At 63.9% G+C, this 24,603-nt stretch carries 20 protein-coding genes; 13 read left to right on the top strand and 7 right to left on the bottom strand.

The window, feature by feature from the left end; translation table 11 throughout:
• Positions 1 to 62 precede the first annotated feature (62 nt).
• From AC1DX4_RS15195 to AC1DX4_RS15185, 3 genes are all read right to left on the bottom strand, one after another.
• A complete protein-coding gene (locus tag AC1DX4_RS15195) occupies positions 63 to 1,115 on the bottom strand; it encodes a substrate-binding domain-containing protein (RefSeq protein ID WP_477221078.1) in 1,053 nt (350 codons plus the stop codon).
• A gap of 48 nt (positions 1,116 to 1,163) precedes the next feature.
• Entirely contained in the window at positions 1,164 to 2,159 is a 996-nt protein-coding gene (locus AC1DX4_RS15190; protein ID WP_477221077.1) for an ABC transporter permease, read from the bottom strand.
• A gap of 81 nt (positions 2,160 to 2,240) precedes the next feature.
• Positions 2,241 to 3,752 (bottom strand): sugar ABC transporter ATP-binding protein, encoded by a 1,512-nt coding sequence (locus AC1DX4_RS15185; RefSeq protein WP_477221076.1) that lies wholly within the window; start codon positions 3,750 to 3,752, stop codon positions 2,241 to 2,243.
• Between the two features lie 136 nt (positions 3,753 to 3,888).
• On the opposite strand from AC1DX4_RS15185, the gene mtnK reads away from it, so the two are divergent.
• Together mtnK and mtnA are read left to right on the top strand one after the other, a co-directional pair.
• Complete coding sequence (gene mtnK / locus AC1DX4_RS15180) at positions 3,889 to 5,163, top strand: S-methyl-5-thioribose kinase (protein WP_477221075.1); 1,275 nt, start codon at positions 3,889 to 3,891, stop codon at positions 5,161 to 5,163.
• A complete protein-coding gene (mtnA, locus tag AC1DX4_RS15175) occupies positions 5,160 to 6,254 on the top strand; it encodes an S-methyl-5-thioribose-1-phosphate isomerase (RefSeq protein ID WP_477221074.1) in 1,095 nt (364 codons plus the stop codon). Before mtnK ends, mtnA begins: the two co-directional genes overlap by 4 nt.
• A gap of 40 nt (positions 6,255 to 6,294) precedes the next feature.
• Here the strand turns inward: mtnA and AC1DX4_RS15170 are convergent, their stop codons facing one another.
• From AC1DX4_RS15170 to nanR, 3 genes are all read right to left on the bottom strand, one after another.
• A complete protein-coding gene (locus AC1DX4_RS15170; protein WP_477221073.1) occupies positions 6,295 to 7,095 on the bottom strand; it encodes a sugar phosphate isomerase/epimerase family protein in 801 nt (266 codons plus the stop codon).
• A 60-nt stretch (positions 7,096 to 7,155) separates the two neighbouring features.
• Positions 7,156 to 8,001 (bottom strand): phosphogluconate dehydrogenase C-terminal domain-containing protein, encoded by an 846-nt coding sequence (locus tag AC1DX4_RS15165; protein WP_477221072.1) that lies wholly within the window; start codon positions 7,999 to 8,001, stop codon positions 7,156 to 7,158.
• A 269-nt stretch (positions 8,002 to 8,270) separates the two neighbouring features.
• Positions 8,271 to 8,984 carry a transcriptional regulator NanR gene (gene nanR / locus AC1DX4_RS15160; protein ID WP_027041306.1) on the bottom strand — a complete coding sequence of 238 codons (714 nt, stop codon included), beginning with the start codon at positions 8,982 to 8,984 and terminating at the stop codon, positions 8,271 to 8,273.
• A 360-nt stretch (positions 8,985 to 9,344) separates the two neighbouring features.
• Here nanR and AC1DX4_RS15155 point away from each other — a divergent pair, with 360 nt between their 5' ends.
• From AC1DX4_RS15155 to apnL, 10 genes are all read left to right on the top strand, one after another.
• Entirely contained in the window at positions 9,345 to 10,367 is a 1,023-nt protein-coding gene (locus AC1DX4_RS15155; RefSeq protein WP_477221071.1) for a substrate-binding domain-containing protein, read from the top strand.
• 68 nt (positions 10,368 to 10,435) lie between these two features.
• Entirely contained in the window at positions 10,436 to 12,907 is a 2,472-nt protein-coding gene (locus AC1DX4_RS15150; RefSeq protein WP_477221070.1) for an ATP-binding cassette domain-containing protein, read from the top strand.
• Positions 12,904 to 13,935 (top strand): ABC transporter permease, encoded by a 1,032-nt coding sequence (locus AC1DX4_RS15145; RefSeq protein WP_477221069.1) that lies wholly within the window; start codon positions 12,904 to 12,906, stop codon positions 13,933 to 13,935. Before AC1DX4_RS15150 ends, AC1DX4_RS15145 begins: the two co-directional genes overlap by 4 nt.
• Before the next feature lie 109 nt (positions 13,936 to 14,044).
• Positions 14,045 to 14,872, top strand: coding sequence for a phosphogluconate dehydrogenase C-terminal domain-containing protein (locus AC1DX4_RS15140; protein ID WP_477221068.1), 828 nt, complete (start codon positions 14,045 to 14,047; stop codon positions 14,870 to 14,872).
• Positions 14,873 to 15,289: 417 nt separating this feature from the next.
• Positions 15,290 to 16,231 (top strand): D-ribose ABC transporter substrate-binding protein, encoded by a 942-nt coding sequence (locus AC1DX4_RS15135; protein ID WP_096455029.1) that lies wholly within the window; start codon positions 15,290 to 15,292, stop codon positions 16,229 to 16,231.
• 77 nt (positions 16,232 to 16,308) lie between these two features.
• The gene (locus AC1DX4_RS15130) at positions 16,309 to 16,953 is read left to right on the top strand and encodes a DUF2291 family protein (protein WP_477221067.1); all 645 of its coding nucleotides are present in this window, start codon (positions 16,309 to 16,311) and stop codon (positions 16,951 to 16,953) included.
• A complete protein-coding gene (locus AC1DX4_RS15125; protein WP_477221066.1) occupies positions 16,950 to 18,509 on the top strand; it encodes a sugar ABC transporter ATP-binding protein in 1,560 nt (519 codons plus the stop codon). Before AC1DX4_RS15130 ends, AC1DX4_RS15125 begins: the two co-directional genes overlap by 4 nt.
• A complete protein-coding gene (locus AC1DX4_RS15120; RefSeq protein ID WP_477221065.1) occupies positions 18,509 to 19,573 on the top strand; it encodes an ABC transporter permease in 1,065 nt (354 codons plus the stop codon). The genes AC1DX4_RS15125 and AC1DX4_RS15120 overlap by 1 nt, the downstream gene beginning before the upstream one ends.
• Positions 19,574 to 19,575: 2 nt before the next feature.
• The gene (locus tag AC1DX4_RS15115) at positions 19,576 to 20,610 is read left to right on the top strand and encodes a Gfo/Idh/MocA family protein (RefSeq protein WP_477221064.1); all 1,035 of its coding nucleotides are present in this window, start codon (positions 19,576 to 19,578) and stop codon (positions 20,608 to 20,610) included.
• The gene (gene apnL / locus AC1DX4_RS15110; RefSeq protein ID WP_477221063.1) at positions 20,607 to 22,445 is read left to right on the top strand and encodes a D-apionate lactonase; all 1,839 of its coding nucleotides are present in this window, start codon (positions 20,607 to 20,609) and stop codon (positions 22,443 to 22,445) included. Before AC1DX4_RS15115 ends, apnL begins: the two co-directional genes overlap by 4 nt.
• 4 nt (positions 22,446 to 22,449) lie before the next feature.
• On the opposite strand, the gene AC1DX4_RS15105 is transcribed toward apnL, so the two are convergent.
• Entirely contained in the window at positions 22,450 to 23,163 is a 714-nt protein-coding gene (locus AC1DX4_RS15105) for a transcriptional regulator NanR (protein ID WP_477221062.1), read from the bottom strand.
• A gap of 186 nt (positions 23,164 to 23,349) precedes the next feature.
• On the opposite strand from AC1DX4_RS15105, the gene oiaX reads away from it, so the two are divergent.
• Positions 23,350 to 24,600, top strand: coding sequence for a 3-oxo-isoapionate-4-phosphate decarboxylase OiaX (oiaX, locus tag AC1DX4_RS15100; protein WP_477221061.1), 1,251 nt, complete (start codon positions 23,350 to 23,352; stop codon positions 24,598 to 24,600).
• Positions 24,601 to 24,603: the final 3 nt, after the last annotated feature.

Raw genomic sequence — 24,603 nt, 5'->3', positions numbered from 1 at the left:
GCCTAACTCCATATGAAAAGGGCGGCTCGTGGCCGCCCTTTTTGCGTTTATCAGACCCGCCTCTACTTCGCGTTCGGGTTCGGCATCCAGGCCGGCATGGCGACATCGGCATGGGCGAACTGCGGCAGCTTGGCCGACAGATCCTCCATGTTCTTGATGTCCTTGTCGATCAGCTCTTTCTGCGTGATCAGCGTCGGCGGCACGATGACGTTGTGGCCGGGATCTTCACCGGCGAGCAGCTGCGCCAGCGCACGCACCGAGACCTGACCGACGACGGCCGGGTTGGTCGCGGCGGTTGCCGCCCACGCGCTGTCGGGCTCGCGCATCGCGGCGATATCGGATGTCGATATGTCGGCCGAGTAGATCTTGATCTTCTTGTTCAGGCTGGCCTCGTCGACCGCGATCTTCACGCCCTTGGCGAATTCGTCATAAGGGGCGAACATGACGTTGATGTCGGGGTGAGCAGTCAACACCGAACGTGCCTGGTTGGCGACGGAATTGGCGATCGGGTTGTCGAGCGTGCCGAACATCGCGACTTCCTTGATGCCGGCATATTTCTTCTTGACGTCGACCCAGGTCTCGTTGCGGCGGTCGAGCGGCGCGATGCCGGCGACATAGACATAGCCGGCATTCCAGCTCTCGCCATTGTCCTTGACCGCCTGCTCGAGTGCGAGGCGGGCCAGGTCTTTGTCGGACTGTTCGATCTGCGGGATTTTGGGGTTTTCGACATTGACGTCGAAAGCCACCACCTTGATGCCGGCGTCGACTGCGCGCTGCGCGGCGTCCTTCATCGATTCCGTCAGGCCGTGCTGGATGATGATACCCTGCACACCGAGCGCGATGGCCTGGTCGACCATGTCGGACTGAAGGGCAGCATCCTGGCGGCTGTCGAGCACGCGCAGGTCGATGCCGAGCGCCTTCGACTGCGCCTCGACGCCCGAGAGGTAGGCCTGGAAGAAATCGCCGGTCGAGAGATAACGCACCAGCGCGATCTTGACGCCGGGCTTGTCGAACGGCGCCGGCTTGTCCGCGGCCAGCGCCGGGAACTGCATCAGCATGGTTGCGCCGGCCAGTCCGAGCGCTACCTTCCCCAGAAGTCTTCTTGTGATGTTCACCTTGTTTCCTCCACTTGTGTTGAACTCGAAAATCCTGTCCGGTCGAAACTATCCCCTGCCCCTGCCCGAAAGGGCGAAGGTGAAGACAAGGGCGACGACCAGAACCACGCCCTTGACGAAATCCTGCGTGTAGTAAGGCGCGTTCATCATCGTCAGGCCTTGCAGCAGGATGCCGACGAACAGCGCGCCGATGGCGGTGCCAAAGGCGTTCGGCTTGGCGGCACCCAGCACCGCGTAGCCGATCAGCGCCGCGGCGACCGCGTCGAGCAGCAGATTGTTGCCCGAGGCGATGTCGCCGCGTCCAAGCCGGGCGGCGAGCAAAATGCCGCCGATCGAGGCAAAAACGCCTGAAATGACATAGGCCCAGATCTTGTATGCCTTGACCGGCGCGCCGGCGAGTTCGGCGGCGCGCTCATTGGAGCCGACGGCGTACATCATGCGGCCGAAGCGGGTGTATTCGAGGAAGAACCAGATCAACACGGCGAGCACCAGCAGCACGACCACCGACACCGGAATGAGGTTCGGGATGAAGAAGTCGAAGCGGTGGCGGCCAAGCGCCAGGAAGGCATCAGAGAATTTGCCATTGGCAACCGAGCCGTCGGGCATGGTCATGCCGGTGGCGATCGAGCGGCCTTCGGTCGGGATGCGTTGCAGGCCAACCAGGAGAAACATCATGCCGAGCGTCGCCAGCAAATCGGGCACGCGCATGTAGACGATCAGCCAGCCATTGATCAGACCGACAATGGCGCCGATGAGCAGGCAGGCGACGACGGCGACGACGACGTTCTGCTCCAGCACCACCATAACATAGGCAGCCGCCATCATGGCCGAAGTGGCGACCGAGCCGATCGACAGATCGAAGCCGCCGACGACCAGCGTGGCGGTGACGCCGAGCGCCAGCACGCCGGTGATGGCGACCGACTGGAAGATGAAGACGGCACTTTGCGGCGAGACGAAACCGTCGGCGGCGATCGCGAAATAGGCGACCAGCCCGAACAACAGGACAATAAAGCCATAGCGGATGGCGTAGTCGCGCAACGTCATTCAGCGCACCCCGGCGCCGCTGCCCACTTTACCCAACTCAAACCCATGCTCTCTCCATTCCAATTCTTCCCGCCGCCGCGCTCAGGCAGCACTGTGCAGCGGCCCGCCGGCGACCTCGGCCAGCAGGCGATCGAGATCGACTTCGGCGTTGCGGTGTTCGCCGACGATTGTGTGTTCCGACATCACCAGGATGCGGTCGGCCGTCTCCAGCGCCTCGTCGAGTTCGGTGACGAACAAAAGCGTCGCGCGGCCATGGGCGCTCGCTCTCAGCTTGGCGGCGATGTCGCGCCTGGCCGAGATGTCGACACCCTGAAACGGCTCGTCGAGGATGAACAGCTTTGCGTCTTGTGCCATCCAGCGGGCGACCATCACCTTTTGCTGGTTGCCGCCGGATAATGCCGACATCTCGTCCTTCTCGGAGCGGCAGACGATGCTGAGTTGCTCGATCTGCCGGCGCGCGGTGGCGCGTTCGAGGCGGCGCCTGAGAACGCTCAGATTCGACATCCGCTTGAGGAACGGCAGGCTGACATTGCGCTCAATGTTGAAGCCGCCGACGATGCCGCTGGTGGCCCGATCCTTGGCGACGAGGAACACGCCGGCGACGATCGAATCACCGGCCGAGCGCGGCGCATAGGGCTTGCCGTTCATCGTCATGGTGCCGGCGAGCGGCTTGCGCACACCGAACAGCGTTTCGGCAAGTGCCGTCTTGCCGACGCCGACGAGGCCGGTGATGGCAACGACCTCGCCATCGCCAAGCGTTAGCGAGATCGGCTTGGCACCCTGCGCGATGCGCAGGCCTTCGACGGTCAGGACCGGTTTGACTGAGTCCCTGGCAACGATCTGGTCGAGATGAATCTTGCGGCCAAGCATGGCGTTGACCGCGCCTTCATAGTCGAGCGGTTTGGTGTCGAAGACGCCCGAAATGACGCCGTCACGCATCGAGACGATGCGGTCGGCGAGCCGCCTGATGTCGGACATGCGGTGCGAGATGTAGAGGATCGCCACGCCTTGCTCGCGCAGCCGGTCGATCAGCGCAAATAGCCGATCGGCCTCGGCGCTGGAGAGCGAGGACGTCGGCTCGTCGAGGATCAGCACTTTCGGCTGGTGCGCCAGAGCCCGCGCGATCGCCACCATCTGGCGATCGGCCAGCGAAAGGTCGTTGACGCGGGCCTTGAGATCGATGGCCAGGCCCATGCGATCGGCGACCGCCTTGGCCTCACGGCGCACGCGGGCGGGATTGAAAAGGGTCGGCACGCCCCGGCCGCTCAGCCTGTCGAGCGTGAGGTTGGTGGCGACATCGAGGTCGGCCACGACACCGTCATTGATGTTCTGGTGCACGGTGACGACGCCGGCGCGGATCGCTTCCGCCGGCTTGTTCGGCGCAAAGTCCTGACCGGCAAGCGTCATGGTGCCGCCGCCGCGCTCGTAGACGCCGCTGATGATCTTGACGAGGGTGGATTTGCCGGCGCCATTGGCGCCCATCAGCACGGTGACTTCGCCGGAATGCAGCTCGAGCGAGATGCCGCCAAGCACCTCGTTTCGGCCAAAGGATTTCCTCAGTCCCTCTACGCGGAACACGGCATTGCCGACCATGCGTTCCTCCCTGACCACGACGCTATGGTCAATATCGGCAATTGTCAACACGATTGACAATTGCCAAATCGCTTCCTAGCTTGGCCACGCCGCCATGCCTCCGTTATATCGGGAGCGCATATGCGGGAGGATGACGATGACGCAGAAATTGCCGTTCGAAGCACTGTCGGTCGAGACGCTTGCAACGCGCCTCGGCGCCAACGAGGCGCTGTGCGCCAAGATCGGCAAGGACACGGCACACTGGAAAGTCCGCGAAGTCGGCGACGGCAATCTCAACCTGGTGTTCATCGTCGAGGGCGCCAGCGGTGCCGCCGTGGTCAAGCAGGCGCTGCCCTATGTCCGCCTGGTCGGCGACAGCTGGCCGCTGCCGCTGAAGCGTTCCTTCTTCGAGTATCACGCGCTGACCCGCCAGGAGGCCCGTGCGCCGGGCTCGGTGCCGACGATCTATTATTTCGATGAAGGCCAGGCGCTGATCATCATGGAGTATCTGGCGCCGCCACACATCATTCTCAGGCGCGCCCTGATTGACGGGCGCCAGCTCCCGAACATCGCCCGGGATATCGGCCTGTTCATGGCCCGCACGCTGTTTCGCGGTTCCGACCTGTCGATGGTGACCAGGAACCGCAAGGCCGATCTGGCGCTGTTCGCCGACAATGTCGACCTCTGCGACATCACCGAAAACCTGGTGTTTTCCGATCCCTATTTCGACGCCAAAATGAACCGGCATACATCGCCGCAGCTCGACGGCCTCGTTGCCGAACTGCGTGCCGATCGCGACCTCAAGGTCGAGGCGCAGCGGCTCAAGCACATTTTTGCCGCCAATGCCGAAACGCTGCTGCATGGCGATCTGCATTCCGGCTCTATCATGGTCACCGACCAGGAGACCCGGATGATCGATCCGGAGTTCGCGTTCTATGGCCCGATGGCGTTCGATGTCGGCATGCTGCTCGCCAATTTCTGGATGTCGTTCTTCTCGCAACGCGGCCATGAGCAGACGGGCAAGCGCGATACCATGCGCGCCTATCTGCTCGGGGTGACAAACGAGACATGGTCGGTGTTCCGTGCCGAGTTCTCGCATCTGTGGCGCAGCGAGCGCACCGGCATGCTCTACCAGAAGAGCCTGTTCGAGGATCAGGGCGACATACTCGCCGCCGAACAGGCGCTCGATCATGTGCTGCACCAGATATGGACCGACCTGCTCGGCTTTGCCGGCATCGAGGTGCACAGGCGCATCCTCGGCCTCGCCCACAATGCCGATTTCGAGACCATCGCCGACGAGGATTTGCGCGCCTCCTGCGAGGCCAAGGCGCTTAAATTCGGCCGTCACATCGCCGTCAACCGGCGCCAGATACACAGCATCGACGAGGTCAACACTCTGGCCACGCTGATCGAACGGGAGAGCAGCATTTGAACGTCGGCGACCGCCACTATCGCACCATCTGGCTGAGCGACGACGGGCGTTCGGTTGACATCATCGACCAGCGCTGGCTGCCGCATGATTTCCGTGTCGAGACGATCGGCACGGTCACCGGCATCGCCACCGCCATCCGCGACATGTGGGTGCGTGGCGCGCCGCTGATCGGCGTCACCGCCGCCTATGGCGTCGCCATGCAGATGGCTGACGATCCGTCCGACGAAGCGCTCGATGCCGTGTGGGAGACGCTGCACGAGACGCGACCGACGGCGATCAATCTGCGCTGGGCGCTGGACGAAATGCGGCGCTTCCTCAAGCCGCTCGCACCGCAGGAACGTGCCGCGGCCGCCTATCGGCGCGCCGGTGAGATCGCCGACGAGGATGTCGGGCTGAACCGCGCCATCGGCGAGAATGGTCTCGCCATCATCAAGGCGATCGCCGCGCGCAAGCAGCCGGGCGAGACGGTCAATATCCTCACCCACTGCAATGCCGGTTGGCTCGCCACCGTCGACTATGGCACCGCGACCGCGCCGATCTATCTGGCGACCGAGGCCGGCATTCCGGTCCATGTCTATGTCGACGAAACGCGGCCGCGCAACCAGGGCGCCCAGCTGACCGCCTGGGAGATGGCCGGGCACGGCGTGCCGCACACACTGATCGTCGACAATGCCGGCGGCCATCTGATGCAGCGCGGCGCGATCGACATGGTCATCGTCGGCACCGACCGGACCACAGCCGATGGCGATGTCTGCAACAAGATCGGCACCTATCTCAAGGCGCTCGCCGCCGCCGACAATGACGTGCCGTTCTATGTCGCGCTGCCCTCGCCGACCATTGACTGGACGGTGCATGACGGGCTGGCCGAAATCCCGATCGAGCAGCGCTCGGCCGACGAGGTCTCGCTGGTCTGGGGCAAGACCGCCGGCGGCGAGATCGCCCAGGTGCGCATCTCGCCCGAAGCGACGCCGGCGGCGAACCCGGCCTTCGACGTGACTCCGGCTCGGCTGGTGACCGGACTGATCACCGAGCGCGGCATCGCCAAGGCCTCACGTGAGGGCCTGAAGGCGATGTTCCCCGAACGCGGATAGCGTCTGCACGCCGAGCTCGCGAGCGCCAAGTTCGTGAGTTTCAGGCAGCGCTGCTCTTTGCGGTCTCCAGCACGTTGACGAAATGCAGTGAGCTCTGCAGGGCGCGACGAATGGTTGCGATATCGACAGGTGTGTTTCGCCGTTGGGGATCGCGGCGCTGCGGGCGCTCCAGTCGCAAGGGCAGTTCAATGCTAACCGGCAGCGTCGGCGGAAGGACTGCCCAATACGCTCCGTAATCGACCGAGCCGTCGCCAACGGCACAGAATGCCCACCCTGCATCGGTGCTGATGACGTCTTTCAGATGAGCATGACCAACCGCATCGAGGGCCGCCGCGATATCCTGCGCCGGCTGCGTCGTCTCATCGCTATAGGTGAAGACGTTTCCGGCGTCGTGGTTCAGGCAGACATGCCGCGATCCGATTTCACGGATGAGGCTTGCCCCCAATCGAGCGTTGCCAAGCAAATCGCCTTTGCCCTGCCCAGGGTTCTCGAGCGCGAGCACGATGCCGGCCTGTTCCAGCCTCGGCAGGACGGCATCGATCGTTCTGCGGATGTCAGCCCGATTTGTCATCGGGCCGGCATTGGTCATCAGGAACTTTGCGCCAAGCCCGGCTGCAAAGGTCACTCGTCGAGACAATGCATCCAGCGCATCCGGGCCTGACAGGTCGAGATGACCCGATACGGCATTGATCCCAAGCCCGGCATTGTCCGCTGTCTGACGCAGCTTCGAAGCCTTACCGTCGGCAAACATGCTTTCATCGAAATCGACATAGCCGCGAATGAAGGCCGGCTCGACATGGCCGCCGCCAGCCGCCGCGATCTCCTCGATGGCCAGTTCCATGGAATAGCCGTCGAAGAGCGCGGTCGATACCGAGATGATCCGTGGCGACGACAATGGCGCTCAGGCTCCCTTGCCGTAGACGATCAGTTCGGAGGCTTCCTTCACCTTGGCCGGCGACAGCGCCTCGCGCCAATCGTCGCGGACGACGACACCCTTGGCGAACCGCATGAGACGCAACGCCGCATCGGATGGCACTTTCGGGGAGAAGCCGAACCACATGGCGATCTCGACATTGAGGTGGCCAATCAGAAAGTCGAGGGCGGCCTTTCTGGGAATGCCGTATTTGCGTTCGCATTCCTCCACAGCCTCGACCATGGTGTCGACGAAGGGCATGGCAATCATCTCGGACAGGCCCGGCTCGAGGATCGCCAGCTGTTCGACCGTGACACGGTGGCTGTCGATGATCGGCGACCACATCGCCTTGCACACCTCTTCGCCAAGCGCGTAGTGCTCTTCCGGGCCCTGCATCAGGGCGCAGACGATCGACTGCCGGGCGATGCCGCCATGATAGTCGCGGCGCGCCGCCCACTCCGTCTCGTCGCCGAACAAAGGCGGATGGCAGGGATGGCCGACAAAATAGGTCAGATCCGGGCGATCCCTGGGCAGGTCGCCGGCATAAGGCGCGGCGGCATCGAGAATGAGAAGCATCGCGCCGCTGGCGAGCATCGGCGAGATCTGCCGTGCGACCTGGCCGATGATGTTGTCCGGCAAGGCCATGACCACGACCTTGGCGCCGGGCACGCCCTCTTCCATGGAAACGGCGCTGATGCCGGCCTCCGACAGTCGCTTGCGGCCGGCGTCGCCGATTTCCACGGCACGGACATCGTAACCCGCTTCGATCAGCTTGCGCGCAACGCGGAAGCCCATCTTGCCGCCAGCTCCCAGCAACGCCACGGATGTTGTCATTCGTTCTCTCCCAATTGCCTTGATTGCGCGCCTGTGGCGCCGATTTTGGCCGAAAGCTTGCGGCGCGGCCTCGATCTCCGGATGTCTGGCGGTCATTCACAGGGACGGCCGCCGCAGCGTCGAAGCCATCTGCAGGCCCACCGAGATTCCGCCGATCAATGCAGCGTCCAGGCTGGACGGACATTCACGAAGACGAGCCTTAGCACCAAAATGATATCATGTCATCACATGAGTTTTAGCACTCAAAAAATTTTGGCTGATCTGGATACTCAGCCGGCCTCGCCGCCGATCAGTTTCGAATAGAGCTCATTGGCGCGGCCAATATGCTCGGCCATAGCAAGGCTCGCGCCTTCCGGATCCCCGCTGGCGATCGCCTTGTAGATGCGTTCGTGCTCCTCGACTGTCAGGCGTTCAGCACCTTTCACCGCCACAAGGTCGCGCTTGAAGCGGGACAGCCATTCGAGCATTCCCTTCGCCACCGCCGCTATCATCGAATTGCCGCTCATTTCCGCGATGACCGCGTGGAATTCCATGTCGGCGGCGACAAATCGCGCCTGGTCACCCCGGGCATCCCGCAGCTGACGTAGGGTCTCGGCAAGTCGCTCCAGGCTCTTGGCGGTAGCGCGCCGTGTGGCTATTCGTACCAGGCCGGTTTCCAGCAACAGCCTGACTTCCTTGAGTTCTTCGAGGCCACGGGAGTTTGTCGCCAGCATCATGACCATCGCCGCGGAGACCTGATCGACGATCACCTCGGGCGTCGGGTTGATGACGCGCGCACGTTCTCCATGGGAAATCTTGATAAGTCCCATCTGCTGCAGCGTCAGCATGGCTTCACGGATCGACGGCCGCCCCACGCCGATCATCGTCATCAGTTCCTTTTCCGATGGCAATTGCGAGCCGGGGGGAAATTCGGATGTCGAGATCGCGGCCATCAGCCGGTCCAGCACTTCCACATACAGTTTCTTCTTCTGGACCGGTTCCATCCATCCCTCCGCCATTCGCTCCTGGGCATATCGACCTCAAGTCGCAGCGACAGGCAAGGCCCCATGGCTGATTGACATTACATATATGATGACATAATTTCTGCTGGCGATCGATGCCGATAGGCGACGCGACCGGCAAACGGGTTTGCCGGCGCGACCCGGCCCGACTGGCCAAGGCAAGAAAGACGAAACGATCGGCCGCGTTTCGCTCTCGTCAATGCATCAAGTGAGTTCCGGTACCGGCTTGCCTATTTGGTATGCTGGTATAACATGTAGATGGTATGGTGTCTTTCGCGGGACACCGCAACGGGATGGCATGCAAACCGACCATGCTGGTCGGTATTTTTGGGAGGAAGTATCATGAAGTTTGCAATCGTGGCGGCGCTTGCCAGCGCCGCGCTGGGGAGTGTCTTTGTGCTGCCGGCAGCGGCGTCATCGGATGCACCGGTGATCGCGCTGACCAACGCCTATTATGGCAACACCTGGCGGCACCAGATGGTGGAGGCTTTCGAAGCCTCGGCCAAGGAAGCAAAGGCGGCTGGGCAGATCTCCGACTACATCGTCATGAACGGCGATGGCTCGGTGGCGCAGCAGAACAGCCAGATCGCCGAACTGATCCTGAAGAAGGTCGACGTGCTCGCTGTCGACGCCGCCTCGGAAACCGCGGTCAACGGCATCATCGAAAAAGCCTGCAAGGCCGGTATCATCGTCGTTTCCTTCGATTCCGTCGCTTCGGCGCCTTGCAACTACCAGCTCAATTTCGACTTCAAGGGTTACAAGGCAACCCAGGCCGAAGCCGTGTTCAAGATGATCGGCGGCAAGGGCAATGTCATCCAGGTGCGCGGCGTCAAGGGCTCGGCCCCGGACAACGACATGTTCAACGCGCAGCAGTCGGTGCTGGCGAAATATCCCGACATCAAGGTTGTCGCCACCGTCTATGGCCAGGCGACCGCCTCGGTCGCGCAGGCGGCCATCGCCAACGTCCTGCCCTCGCTGCCGCATGTCGATGCGGTGCTCGGCCAGGGCGGCAGCGATGATGTCGGCATCGCCCAGGCCTTTGTCCAGTATGGTGGCGACTATGCCGGCAAGATGCCGATCATCGAAGGCGGCGGCGGTACCGATTTCGTCAAATGGTGGGCCGAAGAGAACGCCAAGAACGGCTACCAGACGGTTTCAATGAACACGACGCCTGGCATTGGCGGCGCTGCTTTCTGGCTCGGTCTGTCCTTGCTCAAGGGCGCCAAGGCGCCGAAGATGATGATCATGCCTGTGGCAACCGTCGATGCCAGCAATCTCAAGGAGTACGCCAAGCTGCCGGGCGGCCAGATCATCAGCCCCAGCTATTCGCTCGATTGGGTCAAGCAGAACCTGCTGAGCAAGTAACGCGACCAGCACAATGGATCGGACGCCGGATGGCGCCCGATCCTTGGCCGTGAAGAAACGGAGGACGAATGTCCCAACTTGCCGTTGCCGATCAGAAGGGTGCAGCCGTCATGGCACCCGTCGCTCGGCAAGAAATTGTCTCGCTTTCACAGATCACCAAGAGTTTCGGGCCGACGCTGGCGAATGCCGAGATCGACCTCGCGGTTTCGGCCGGCGAGATCATCGGCCTCGTCGGCGGCAACGGCGCCGGCAAGTCGACGCTGATGCGCATTCTCTGCGGCACGATGTGGCCGACACTGGGCTCGATCTCCTTCGCCGGCCAGGCACTTGATTTCACCGACTACAACACGGCGGAAGCGCAACGGCGCGGCATCCGCATGGTGCATCAGGAACTGTCGCTGTGCGCCAACCTGTCGGTGGCCGAGAACTTCTTTCTGGAGACGCCGCAAGACGCGGCCAGCCGGCCGGGCTGGCGGAGACTTTACAGGGGCCGTGCCCGCTCAGCGCTGGACGCGGTCTTCCCCGGCAACGGCATCGATGTGGATGCCGATGTCGGCCAGCTCTCCATCGCCGAACGGCAGATGGTCGAGATTGCGCGCGCCGCCGCGACACCCGGCGTCAGGCTCATCGTTCTCGACGAGCCGACCTCCTCGCTCGATCTCGATCGTTCCAGGCAGTTGCGGGCCTTTATCCGCGAGCGGGCCAAGGCAGGCCTCGCCTTCATCTTCATCAGCCACAAGCTGCAGGAGATCATCGACATCGCCGCCCAGGTGGTCGTGCTGCGCAACGGGCGGACCGCCTGGCGCGGCGACGTGGCGGACACGTCGATCGGCAAGCTGGTGCAACTGATGGGCGGCGACGCCAATCCGGTCCACCAGCATGGCGCTACCGCCGTCGGTACCGGGGCAGCGCTGGTGCGTCTGTCCGGAGCCCTGACATCCGAACTCGGCCGTGACATCGAGATCGCGCGTGGTGAAATCGTCGGACTGGCGGGGCTTGAGGGTAGCGGCCAGAAGGACCTGCTGCATGCCATCTTCAAGCCCGGAAAGGATGCCGCCGTCACCCGGACCGGCGAAGCCGGCTTCATTGCCGGCGACCGCCAGAAGGAAGGCGTGTTCCCGCTGTGGAGCGTGCTGGGCAACATCTCCATCGGCAGCCTCGCACGCCGCCCGGCGCTGGGCCTGGTCTCGGACCGGGTCAACCGTGAAACCGCGGCCGATGCCGCCGGCCGGCTGCGGCTCGACGAAAACCGCTTCGGCTCCAACATTCTCGAGCTGAGCGGCGGCAATCAGCAGAAGGCGCTGGTTGCCCGCGCGCTGGTTGCCGATACGCCGATCATCCTGCTCGATGATCCGACGCGCGGCGTCGACATCGCCACCAAGCAGGATTTCTACCGGCTCTGCAACGACATCGCGCGCAGCGGACGGACCCTTGTCTGGCACACGACCGAGGACGCCGAACTGCTAGCCTGCGATCGCGTGCTGGTCTTCGCCGGCGGGCGGATCGTCAAGGAGCTGACCGGCGCGGCGATCACCGAAGCGGCGATCGTCGGGGCATCCTTCGTCCAGCAGGCGGACAAGGACGCCGACGCCGCGCACGGCAAGGCCAGCGCGGCCGGGCTTGCCCGCAGACTGGTGAACGCGGCTCCCTTCATCGGCCTCGCCGCCGTGCTGGCGGTGATGATCTCGGCCAACCCGGCAGTCGCCTCGTTCTTCGGGCTCGACCTGCTTTTGATGCCAGCGCTGTCGCTGGTGCTGGTGACGGCGGCGCAGATGTTTATCGTCGGCGGCAGCGAAATCGATCTCGGCGTCGGCGCTTTCGCCGGCTTGGTCAGCGTGCTCAGCGCCACGCTGCTCTACGATCAGCCATGGCTCGGCGCGCTGGCCCTGGCAGCGGCGGTCGTTGCCTATGCCGGTCTTGGCGGGTTGATCCAGGCGCGCAAGATCCCGGCCATCGTCGTCACGCTCGGCGCCTCCTTCATCTGGATGGGATTGGGCTATGCGCTGCAGCCGACGCCGGGCGGCGCCAGTCCTGAATGGCTGACGGCGCTGTTCGGCTGGTCGCTCGACTTTCTGCCGACATCGATCATCCTCATCGCCGCGGTCGCCCTGGTGGTGTTGGTGATCGACCGGCTGCCGCTTGGCGTGGTGCTGCGCGGCTTCGGCAACAATCCGACGGCAATGATCCGTTCGGGCTGGTCGCCGACCCGCTACGCGCTGGTGCGCTATTTCATCGCCGGGCTGTTCGCGGCGGCCGCCGGCCTGTCGCTGACGGCGATCAACACGGCGAGCGACATCAATTCCGGCAATTCGTTCACGCTGCTCAGCGTCGCCGCCGTGGTGATGGGCGGCTGCTCGCTGCTCGGCGGCATCGTCTCCCCGGTCGGCGCCATCGCCGGCGCGGTGACGCTGTCGCTGATCGGCGCGCTGCTCGGCACGCTCAATGTAAGCAGCGACTACAACGCCGCGACGCAAGGGCTGATCCTGATCGCGCTGCTGACGCTGCGTGGCCTGACTGCTGACCGCGGGAGCGAACAATGAACGCGCTGTCCGCCTTCACTTTCTGGGCGCAGAGGAACCGCTGGATCTGGGCGGCGATCGGGGTGCTGCTGCTCTGGCTCGTACTCTCCGTGGTCACCAACCGGTTCAGCCTCTCCAGCCTGTCGGGCATCATCCTCTCGGCCTCGTTCCTGACCGTCGTCGGCATCGGCCAGATGTTCGTCGTCACCACCGGGCGCGGCAATATCGACCTCTCCGTCGCTTCGGTGATCACGCTCAGCGCCTTCGTCGCGTTGCTCACCATCAAGGGCCAGGATGCCAACCTCGCCATTGGTGTCGCCGCTGCCGTTGTGCTCGGCCTCGCGGTCGGCCTGCTCAATTCGCTGCTCGTCGTCGGCCTCGGCATTCCGGCGATCATCGCGACGCTCGCCACCGGCTATGTGCTGGCAACTGCGACGTTGCTATCGAACAAGGCAATTTCCGGCTTTGCCGTCAGCCCGGCGCTGAAAGGCCTGGCGACCGGCCGCATCTCGGGTGTTCCGATCATGGCCATCATCGCCATTCTCGGCGTGGCGATCGCCTCCTTCGTGCTGCGCTACACCGTGTTCGGCCAGCTGCTGTCGGCGGTCGGCCAGAACCGGACCGCTGCCCGGCTCGCCGCCATCAACAACGGCCGGGTGATCGCGGCGGCCTTCATCATCTCGTCGGTGCTGGCCTCGCTCGACGGCCTGCTGCTCGGCGCTTACATCGGCGGCGCCTTCCTCGAAATGGGTCAGCCCTATCTGCTGCAGTCGATCGCCGCGGTGGTGCTCGGCGGCACATTGATCTTCGGCGGCTCGGCGACGGCGCTGGGCACGCTGTTCGCCAGCATCCTGCTCATCCTGATCGTCACCACCATGCAGATCATCGGACTGCCTCCCGGCGCCCAGGACATCGTCCAGGGCATCGTCGTCATCTTCGTCCTGGCGCTGGCGGGCAGACAGGCATTGGCGCGGCGCGCCACTGTCGATCCCACGGACGCCGCGACAGCGAAGACGGAGCCAGGCGCTGCCGCGCCCCTGCCGAAGTGACGAACACAAAACCAATGAATCCTCTTGCCAAATTCTGGTAGAGTGATCATACCAGTATATAAGATGACGATCGCGAGACGATCGCCTATGGATCAAGGAGCAAGGTCAGATGACAACGATTGCGCTGTTCGGTGCGGGCGGCAAAATGGGCTATCGCCTGTCGACCAATTTTCGCGGATCGGACTACACGATCCGCCATGTCGAGATCAGCGAAGCGGGCAAGGAGCGGCTGAAGACCGGTCTGGGCTTCGATGCGGTCGGCGTCGATGAGGCGCTCAAGGGCGCCGAGGTGGTAATCCTGGCGGTGCCGGACACGCATATCGGCAAGGTCGCCGCCAGCATCGAAAGCAAGCTTGCCGCAGGCACGATGGTGATCGTACTCGATGCCGCGGCCCCTTTCGCCGGGCACCTGCCTGATCGTGCCGACCTGACCTATTTCGTCACCCATCCCTGCCATCCGCCGATCTTCAACGACGAGACCGACATGGCCGCCAAGAAGGACTTCTTCGGCGGCGTCAAGGCCAAGCAGCATTTCGTCAGCGCGCTGATGCAAGGGCCGGAGGCGGACTACGCCAAGGGCGAGAAGATCGCCCAGATCATCTGGGCGCCGGTGATGCGCTCGCACCGCGTCACGGTCGAACATATGGCTCTGCTCGAGCCCGGCCTTTCGGAGACGGTGTGCGCTTCGCTGCTCGTCGTCATGAAGGAAGCCCTCGACGAGGTCGTGGCGCGCGGCGTCGACCGGCAGGCCGCACTCGATTTCCTGCTCGGCCACATGAACGTGCTCGGCGCCGTCATCTTCGGCGAGACCAAGGGCGTGTTCTCCGATGCCTGCAACAAGGCCATCGAATTCGGCAAGCCGGTGCTGATGCGCGACGACTGGAAGCGCGTCTTCGAGCCGGAAGAAATCGCAGCCAGCATCCAGCGCATTACCTGAGGGGCTCCGTCTTCCCCTTCTCCCCTTGCGGGAGAAGGTGGATCGGCGCGCAGCGCCGAGACGGTTGAGGGGTGTTCCAGCGGAGTGAGGCGTTGGTTTTCCCTTGAGCACCCCTCATTCGTCGCCTTCGGCGACACCTTCTCCACAAGGGAGAAGGAAGAAACACCGGACGCTGAGATACTGATCATCTTAATTAGTGGTTGACTCATTATACCAGTTGGCTAAGCTACTCCTGCACCGGATTGAAGCCGGGACGAGCGGAGGATGGCGGGGAACGGGAGCGAAAATCGGTTCGGTTGGAAAGTCGGGAAGCGGCTTTCCCTGACCGAGCGCGCGCTGCCCGCACTGCCTGATGAATTCAAATGCAGACAATGGCCTCGGTTGGTCGGGGCGATGTCTTTTCAACGGGAGGACTTCATGAAACTCACTCGCAGAATGACGCTTGCGGCTTTCGCCAGCGTGCTGGCACTTGGCACGGCGGCGCCGGCCTTCGCGGCCGACCTGATCGCCATCATCACCCCCTCGCACGACAATCCGTTCTTCAAGGCGGAAGCCGTCGGCGCCGAGGCGAAGGCCAAGGAACTCGGCTACGAGGCACTGGTGCTGGTGCATGATGACGACGCCAACAAGCAGTCCGAACTGATCGACACCGCGATCGGCCGCGGCGCCAAGGCGATCATCCTCGACAATGCCGGCGCCGACGCCACCGTCGCCGCCGTGCAAAAGGCCAAGGACGCCGGCATCCCCTCCTTCCTGATCGACCGCGAGATCAACGCCACCGGCGTCGCCGTGGCGCAGATCGTCTCCAACAACTACCAGGGCGCCCAGCTCGGCGCGCAGGAATTCGTCAAGCTGATGGGCGAGAAGGGCAATTTCGTCGAGCTGGTCGGCAAGGAATCCGACACCAATGCCGGCATCCGCTCCAAGGGCTATCATGATGTCATCAACGACTATCCAGACCTGAAGATGGTGGCGCAGCAGTCGGCCAACTGGAGCCAGACCGAGGCCTATTCCAAGATGGAATCGATCCTGCAGGCCAATCCCGACATCAAGGGCGTGATCTCCGGCAACGACACGATGGCGATGGGCGCCTATGCGGCGCTCGCCGCGGCGAACCGCAAGGATGTCATCGTCGTCGGCTTCGACGGCTCCAACGATGTGCGTGACTCCATCACCTCGGGCGGCATCAAAGCGACGGTGCTGCAGCCGGCCTATGCCCAGGCGCAGATGGCGGTCGAACAGGCCAACGACTTCATCAAGAACAAGAAGTCGCCCGAGAAGGAAAAGCAGCTGATGGACTGCGTGCTCGTCAATGGCGACAACGCGGCCAAGCTGGAAACCTTCGCGCTGAAGAACTGAACCGGCGCAATGCAATCCGCGAGGGGCGAACCTAGGGTTCGTCCCTCGTCTCCATTTCCCTGGGATGCTTGACCGCGATGCCGAAGAAGTTGACCTGGCTGACCCTTGTCGCGCTCGCCGGCCTTAGCCTCGGCGCCTGCAAGATTCTGCCGACGCCCTCCGCGCAAGACGGCGCCAATGCGTCCGGCTTCAATCCGGACAAGATGGTCGAGGATATCTGGGTGGCGAAAGTCATTCCGTATTTGAAAGAGAAGGCCGGGCCGTTCGCCGAGGTCCATGCGCTGGCGAAGACCGATCAGGCGGCAGCCGGCGCCAAATACGGCAACCCCAAGAAGCAGGCGAATTCGCCGTGGACCTTCGCGGTCCGCGTCGAAGGCAAGATCATCGCCGCCAACACGCAGTCGCGCGCGGCAACGATCGATATAGACGTCGACGGCGACGGCAAGGCGGATGCGCGGGTGCAGATCGGGCCGGCGATACGCGGAACCGCGCTCCGCGACAGCCTCGACTTCGTCCAGTTCAACGACTTCACCAACCAGATCGACTTCGCCCAGTTCGGCAAGGCGTTCAATGCCTATGCCGACAAGACCGTGCTGTCCAAGCTGCCGCGCGAGGCGCTGGAGGGCCGCACCGCCAAGGTGCTCGGTGCCTACACGATCGAAGGCGGCCAGGACCTGCCGCTGGTGACCCCGGCGGAGGCCGAGATCGGGCCGAAGCCATGAGCACGGCGACCGGTCACGACATCATCCTGAAGCTGGAAGACGTCTCGAAAGTCTATGCCGGCACCGTCGCGGTCAAGCAGGCCAATTTCGAGGTGCGCAAGGGCGCGGTCAATGTGCTGGTCGGCGAAAACGGCGCCGGCAAATCGACGCTGATGAAGATCATCGCCGGCGTCGAGCAGCCGACGGCCGGCCGCATCCTGCTCGACGGCAACGAGGTTTCCTTTTCCTCGTCCGGCGACGCGGTGAATCGCGGCATCGGCATGGTGTTCCAGGAGTTGAACCTGTTCGGCAACATGACGGTTGCCGAGAACATTTTTGCCACGCGCGAGATCACCAACCGGTTTCGCAAGATCGACCGCAAGGAACAGGAACGGCGGGCCGGTGAATTCCTCGATCGGCTCGAAGCCGGTATCCGACCGGACATGCTGGTCGAGGATCTGCGCATCGGCCAGCAGCAACTGGTCGAGATCGCCAAGGCCGTCTCGCTCGACGCGCGAATCCTGATCATGGACGAGCCGACCTCGGCGCTAAGTGCCGCTGAAGTCGAGATCCTGTTCAAGGTGATCGCCGACCTCAAGGCGCGTGGCGTCGCGATCGTCTACATCTCGCACCGGCTCGAGGAATTGATCCGCATCGGCGACTACATCACCGTGCTGCGCGATGGCCGCATCACCGGCCAGGAGGAGGTGAAAAACGTCGACACGCAATGGATCGTGCGGCAGATGATCGGCTCGGACGCCAAGGATTTCGCCAAGGCCGACGGCCATGTGCCGGGCGAAGAGATCTTCCGCGCCGAGGACATCTGCCTGCCACGCGCCACCGGCGGATTGGCGGTCGACCACGTCTCGCTGTCGCTGCGCGCCGGCGAGATTTTGGGCATCTACGGCCTGATGGGCGCCGGGCGCAGCGAGCTGTTCGACTGCATCATGGGCCGCCACGGCCATGCCAGTGGCAAGATCTTGATCGAGGGAAACCACATCAGGGAACGCGACACGACGCGGCGCATCCGGCGCGGTCTGGCGCTGATCCCGGAAGACCGCCAGCGCGAGGGCCTGGTGTCGATCCTCTCGGTCGCCAGCAACCTGACATTGGCCAGCCTTTCGCGCTTCGTGCGCCTGTTCCACATAAGAGGCAGTGCCGAGCGGCAGGCCGTGGTGCAGATGGTGCGGGAGCTGTCGATCAAGGTCGCCGACCCGGCGCAGGAAGTCTCGTCGCTTTCCGGCGGCAACCAGCAGAAGGTGGTGATCGGCAAGGCGCTGCTCACCGGACCGAAGGTGCTTTTGATGGACGAGCCGAGTCGCGGCATCGATGTCGGCGCCAAGGCCGACGTCTTCCGCACCATGCGCAAGCTGTCGCGCGATGGGCTGGGCATCCTCTTCGCCACGTCCGACCTCGACGAGGTGATGGCCCTATCCGACCGGATCGCGGTGATGAGCAATGGCAAACTGACTGGGATGTTCGACCGCGCCGAGGCGACCGAAGCCGCGATCGTCGCCGCGTCGGCGCTCGGCCACGGACCTGCCCATCTTGCCCCCGCATATGGAAAGCAAAGCTGATGACTGACATTCCGGCCAGGGCGGCTCACGCATCGGCCTCCAGCGGCTCCGCGTTGCTGACGCTGATGAAGCTCAGGACCTTCATCGCACTGATCGCCGTGCTGGTGTTCTTCTCCATCGCCGCGCCGAATTTCCTGTCGGCCGCCAATCTGATCCTGATGGCCAAGCATGTGGCGCTCAACGCCTTCCTCGCCATGGGCATGACCTTCGTCATCATCACCGGCGGCATCGACCTTTCGGTCGGCTCGATCGTCGGCCTGTGCGGCATGGTGGCCGGCTATCTCGTGCTCAACGGCATCGATCTGCAGATCGGCTACACCATCTACTTCAACGTGGTCGAGATCGCCTTGATCACGCTTCTGGTCGGTATTTTGATCGGCGCCGTCAACGGATTGCTCATCACCAGGCTCAACGTCGCGCCCTTCATCGCCACGCTCGGCGTGCTCTATGTGGCGCGCGGCATGGCGCTGCTGTCGTCGGACGGCCGCACCTTCCCCAATCTGGTCGGCAAGCCGGAACTCGGCACCACCGGCTTCGGCTTCCTCGGCGCCGGCCGGCTCGCCGGCTTGCCGGTCTCGATCTGGATCCTGATCGTGGTGGCGCTGGGGGCTGCCTATCTCGCCCGGTACACACCGCTTGGCCGCCACATCTTCGCTGTCGGGGGCAATGAGCGCGCGGCACGGATTTCCGGCGTGCGCGTCAACATGGTCAAAATGTTCGTCTACATGTTCTCCGGCTTCTGCGCGGCGATCGTCGGCCTGATCATCTCGTCGGAGCTGATGGCCTCGCATCCGGCGACGGGCGAAAGCTTCGAACTGAACGCCATTGCAGCGGCGGTGCTTGGCGGCACCTCGATGTCGGGCGGCCGCGGCACGATCGGCGGCACCATCGTCGGCGCCTTCGTCATCGGCATCCTGTCGGACGGGCTGGTGATGATGGGCGTCAGCTCCTTCTGGCAGATGGTGATCAAGGGCCTCGTCATCATCGTCGCCGTCGTCGTCGACCAGGCGCAGCGCCGGCTGCAGCAGCGTGTTACCCTGATGCAGATGGCGAAGGCTGGTTGATCATGGCGAGTTTGAGCGGAGCGCTGATCGGCTGCGGCTTCTTCGCCGTCAACCAGATGCATGCCTGGCGCGACATCGAGGGCGCCTCCATCGTCGCCATCTGCGACCGCGATCCCGAACGGTTGCGGATCGTCGGCGACCAGTTCGGCATTTCCAAGCGCTACACCGACGCAGCGGCCCTGTTCGCGGCCGAGACGCTCGACTTCGTCGACATCGCCACCACCGTCGGCAGCCACCGGCCACTGGTCGAGATGGCGGCCGCCCACCGCATCCCGGTGATCTGCCAGAAGCCGTTCGCACCGACGCTCGCCGATGCCAAGGCGATGGTCGCGGCCTGCGCCACGGCCAGCGTGCCGCTGATGGTGCATGAGAATTTCCGCTGGCAGTCGCCGATCCAGGCGGTGCGCGCCGTGCTCGACAGCGGCGAGATCGGCACGCCGTTCTTTGGGCGTATCTCCTTCCGCTCGGCCTATGACGTGTTTTCCGGCCAGCCCTACCTGGCGACGGGAAAACGCTTCATCATCGAGGATCTCGGCATCCATATCCTCGACATCGCCCGTTTTCTCCTCGGCGACGTCTCGAGCCTCACCGCCCGCACCGCACGCGTCAACCCGGCCATCGCCGGCGAGGATGTCGCCACCATGCTGATGGATCACAAGAGCGGCGCCACTTCAGTGGTCGATTGCAGCTATGCGACCAGGCTTGCCGTCGAGCCGTTTCCCGAAACGCTGATGGAGATCGACGGCAGCGACGGCACCGTGCGGCTGGCGCAGGGATACCAGCTCACCGTCACCGGCAAGAGCGGCACGACGGTCACCGACATCTCACCGCCGCTGCTGCCCTGGGCTTCGCGGCCATGGCACAACATCCAGGAGAGCGTGCAGGCGATCCAGCGGCACTGGGTCGACTGCCTTGCATCAGGCAAGGAGCCGGCAACCTCGGGCGCCGACAACCTCAAGACATTCGCGCTGGTCGAGGCAGCCTATGCCGGTGCCGCAAGCCGGCAACCGGTGCAGATCGACGACCTGCTGAAATGACCGCGGATCGCTTCCTCCTCTGCGGCACACGTGCGGTGGAAGCCGAACCGATCCGGCTCAGCGCCGGGCCACTCAGCGCCGATTTCGTCAACGGCAATCTGCGTACCATCCGCCATGGCGGCACGGAGGTGCTGCGCGCCATCGCCTATATCGTGCGCGACCGCGACTGGGGCACGTACGAGCCAACGCTGGCGGATTTGACCATCGACCAAAGTACCGATGCTTTCTCCGCCAGCTATACAGCAAGCTGCACCGGGCCGGGCGGAAGCCGGCTCGTCTTCCGCGCCACCATCAAGGGTTCGGCGGACGGACAGCTGGCGTTCGACGTCAGCGCGCTGCCCGATAGCGATTTCGAGACCAACCGTTGCGGCTTCTGCATCCTACATCCGATCACCGGCCTTGCCGGCAGCCCGGTGACGGTGGAGCACACCGACGGCAGCGTGGTGGACACGAAACTGCCAGACCTGATCGACCCCTGGCAGCCTTTCAAGGATTTGCGTGCCATCACGCATGAGGTGCGTCCGGGCGTCAGCGCCGAATGCCGGATGGAAGGTGACGTTTTCGAGATGGAGGACCAGCGCAACTGGTCCGACGCCTCCTACAAGACCTATGTGCGGCCGCTGGCGCTGCCATGGCCCTATGTGCTGCGGGCCGGCGAAACCAACCGCCAGACGATCAGCCTGCGCATTGCCAGCGACGGCAAGACGCCGGCTGCAGCCGAGGCGTCCGGCGCGGTCCGCGTGACGCTTGGCAAGCCCGGTCCGGCGCTGCCGGATGTCGGCGTGATCATCTATCCCGGCGAAGTCGAGACGGCGCTGGCGAACCTCGCCACCTTGTCGGCGCTCGGTCCGCAACAACTGCTGTTGCACTACGATCCTACACGCGGTCACGGGCTCGACGCCTTGCGCTCTTTCGCCCTGCTCGCCGACGCCTATCCCGCTCGGACAACGCTCGAATGTGTGGTCGCCTGCAGCGGCGATCTCGATGCCGAACTCGCAGAGGTCGCCGACATGGTGCGCCGGGCAGGGTTGCGGCTCGATGCCGTCGCCGTGTCGCCCTCGGTCGACCGGCAATCGACACCGCCGGGCAGTGCCTGGCCGCCCTGCCCGCCGCTCGAAGATGTCTATGCCGCGGCGCGGCGCGCCTTTCCCGATATCCGTCTCGGCGGCGGCATGTTCAGCTATTTCACCGAGCTCAACCGCAAGCGCGTCCCGGCTGGGCTGCTCGACTTTGTTACCCACTGCACCTGTCCGATCGTGCATGCCGCCGACGATCTCAGCGTCATGCAGTCGCTGGAGGCGTTGCCGTTCATCACCCGCTCGGCGCGGGCGATCTTCGGCGACAAGCCCTACCGGATCGGACCGTCGACCATTGCAATGCGGCAGAACCCTTATGGCGGCGCGACCAAGGACAATCCGCGGGGACAGCGCATCGCCATGGCGAACCGCGATCCGCGCCACAACGGCCTGTTCGCCGCCGCATTGACCATCGGCTATGCCGCGCGCGTCGCGCCAGCCGGGCTGGAGATGCTGACGCTGTCCGGCTTCACCGGACCGTTCGGCCTGCTGGCGGCATCCGGGGAACCTACCCTTGAGGGATCACCACGACCGATCTTCAGGGCCATCAAGGGGCTCTGCGAACTGGCTGGTCTGGCGCATGTGTCCGCCGCGACAAGCGACGAGACGCGGATTGCGGCGCTGGCCGGGCGCTCCGCCTCGGGCGAGACCATCGTATGGCTGGCAAACCTGACAGCGGACGATGTCGCGGTCGACGCTTCCGCGCTTGGCCAGGGCAATCTGCTAATGTCGCCCTACGCCATTATCCGGATCGGTTAAGAGCCTACTTCTCGGAATTCATCACGTAAAGCGCGCGCGAGCGTTCGAGGTGCTTGATCATCGACTTCTCGGCGCCTTCAGCGTCCCGCTGCTCGATGCGGTCGACGATCTCCTCGTGCTCGGTCAGCGTGTACTTTTCCTTGCCCGTCCAGATCAGCATCTCGGTGTGATATTCCTTCAGCCAGCCGAGCATAGCCTCGCTGACGGCGACATAGATCGGATTGCCGGATATCATCGCGATATGGGTGTGGAATTTCATGTCCGCCGAAATGAAGGCTTCGGAATCGCCGCGCGCGGCACGCTGCTCGGCGACCGTTGCCTTGAGCCGCTGCACATCCTCGACGGTCGCCTTTTCGGCGGCTTCCCTGACCATGCCGCGCTCGAAGAAAATGCGCGCGGTCTTGAGGTGCTCGAGCGTGTCCTTCGACGACGACAGGATGATCTTGGCCGCGCCGTCGACCTGTCTGATGATCGACTTGGCGGTGAGCTGCAGCACCTTGGCCCGCTCGCCATGCGAAATGGCGACAAGGCCCATATTGCTCAGCGCCTGCATCGCCTCGCGAATGGCCGGACGGCCAACCTCGAAGCGCTCCATCAATTCGCGCTCCGACGGCATGTCGTCGCCCGGCTGCAGCTCGCCGCTGGTGATCAGCCGCTGCAGCCTTGCAAAGACTTCATCGGAAAGTTTGCGCCGGACGATCGGCTCCGAACGGTTCATCGTGACGAATCACTCCCTGGCCCGGTTCCTGTTTAGCATTGCCGGCGCGATTCCCGGAATGCTTGCGCCTTGCCCGCCGCGTTGCGTGAGGCCGGGTTATTTGCTTGCAATACTTAGGTACTCATTATACCAGATTTCAGACGCGACGAAACTTTTTTCGGACCCTTTTGGACCGGCAAGCTCCCCATGATCACCTTCACCTATCGCATCGAAACACCTCATAGCATCGAGGCGCTGGCGGCCAAGATCGCCAGCGACCAGTCGACCGGCACTTTCGTTGCCCTGCCCGGCGAGACCGAAGAGCTGAAGGCGCGCGTGGCGGCGCGGGTGCTGGCGATCCGGCATCTGCCGGATGCCGAACAGCCGTCCATTCCCGAGGCCGGCAGCGGACCTTTCAAGCGCGCCGATGTCGACATCGCATTCCCGTTCGATGCGATCGGCACCGATCTTTCGGGGCTGATGACCATCGCCATCGGGGGCACCTATTCGATCAAGGGCCTGTCAGGCATCCGCGTCGTCGACATGAAGCTGCCGCAAGAATTCAAGGGCGCGCATCCCGGCCCGCAATTCGGCGTCGCCGGCAGCCGCCGACTGACCGGCGTCGAGGGCCGGCCCATCATCGGCACCATCGTCAAGCCGGCGCTAGGCTTGCGGCCACCCGAGACGGCCGCGATGGTGGGCGAGCTGATCGCGGCCGGCGTCGATTTCATCAAGGACGATGAGAAGCTGATGAGCCCGGCCTACTCGCCACTGGCGGACCGGGTGAAGGCGATCATGCCGCTGATCCTCGACCACGAGCAGAAGACCGGCAAGAAGGTGATGTATGCCTTCGGCATCTCGCATGCCGATCCCGACGAGATGATGCGCAACCACGATCTGGTGCTTGAGGCCGGCGGCAATTGCGCCGTGGTCAACATCAACTCCATCGGCTTCGGCGGCATGGCTTACTTGAGAAAGCGCTCGGGCCTGGTGCTGCACGCCCACCGCAATGGCTGGGACATCCTCACCCGCCATCCCGGTCTCGGCATGGATTTCAAGGTCTGGCAGCAGTTCTGGCGGCTGCTTGGCGTCGACCAGTTCCAGATCAACGGCATCGCCTCGAAATACTGGGAGCCGGACGAGTCTTTCATCCGCTCCTTCGAGGCGGTGACGACGCCGCTGTTTTCGCCTGACGATTGCGCCCTGCCGGTCGCCGGTTCCGGTCAGTGGGGCGGACAGGCACCCGAGACCTATGAGCGCACCGGGCGGACGGTCGATCTGCTCTATCTCTGCGGCGGCGGCATCGTCAGCCATCCCGACGGCCCGGGTGCCGGCGTGCGCGCCGTCCAGCAGGCCTGGCAGGCTGCCGTCGCGGGCATTCCGCTGGCGGACTATGCAAGCAGCCACGCCGAACTTGCGCGCTCGATCGAAAAATTCGGCGACGGCAAGGCGGCGTGAGCG

The organism is Mesorhizobium sp. P3_A8, from assembly GCF_056402995.1.
Note: the sequence above shows the minus strand (reverse complement) of the source record. Positions and strands in the feature narration are given on the sequence as shown.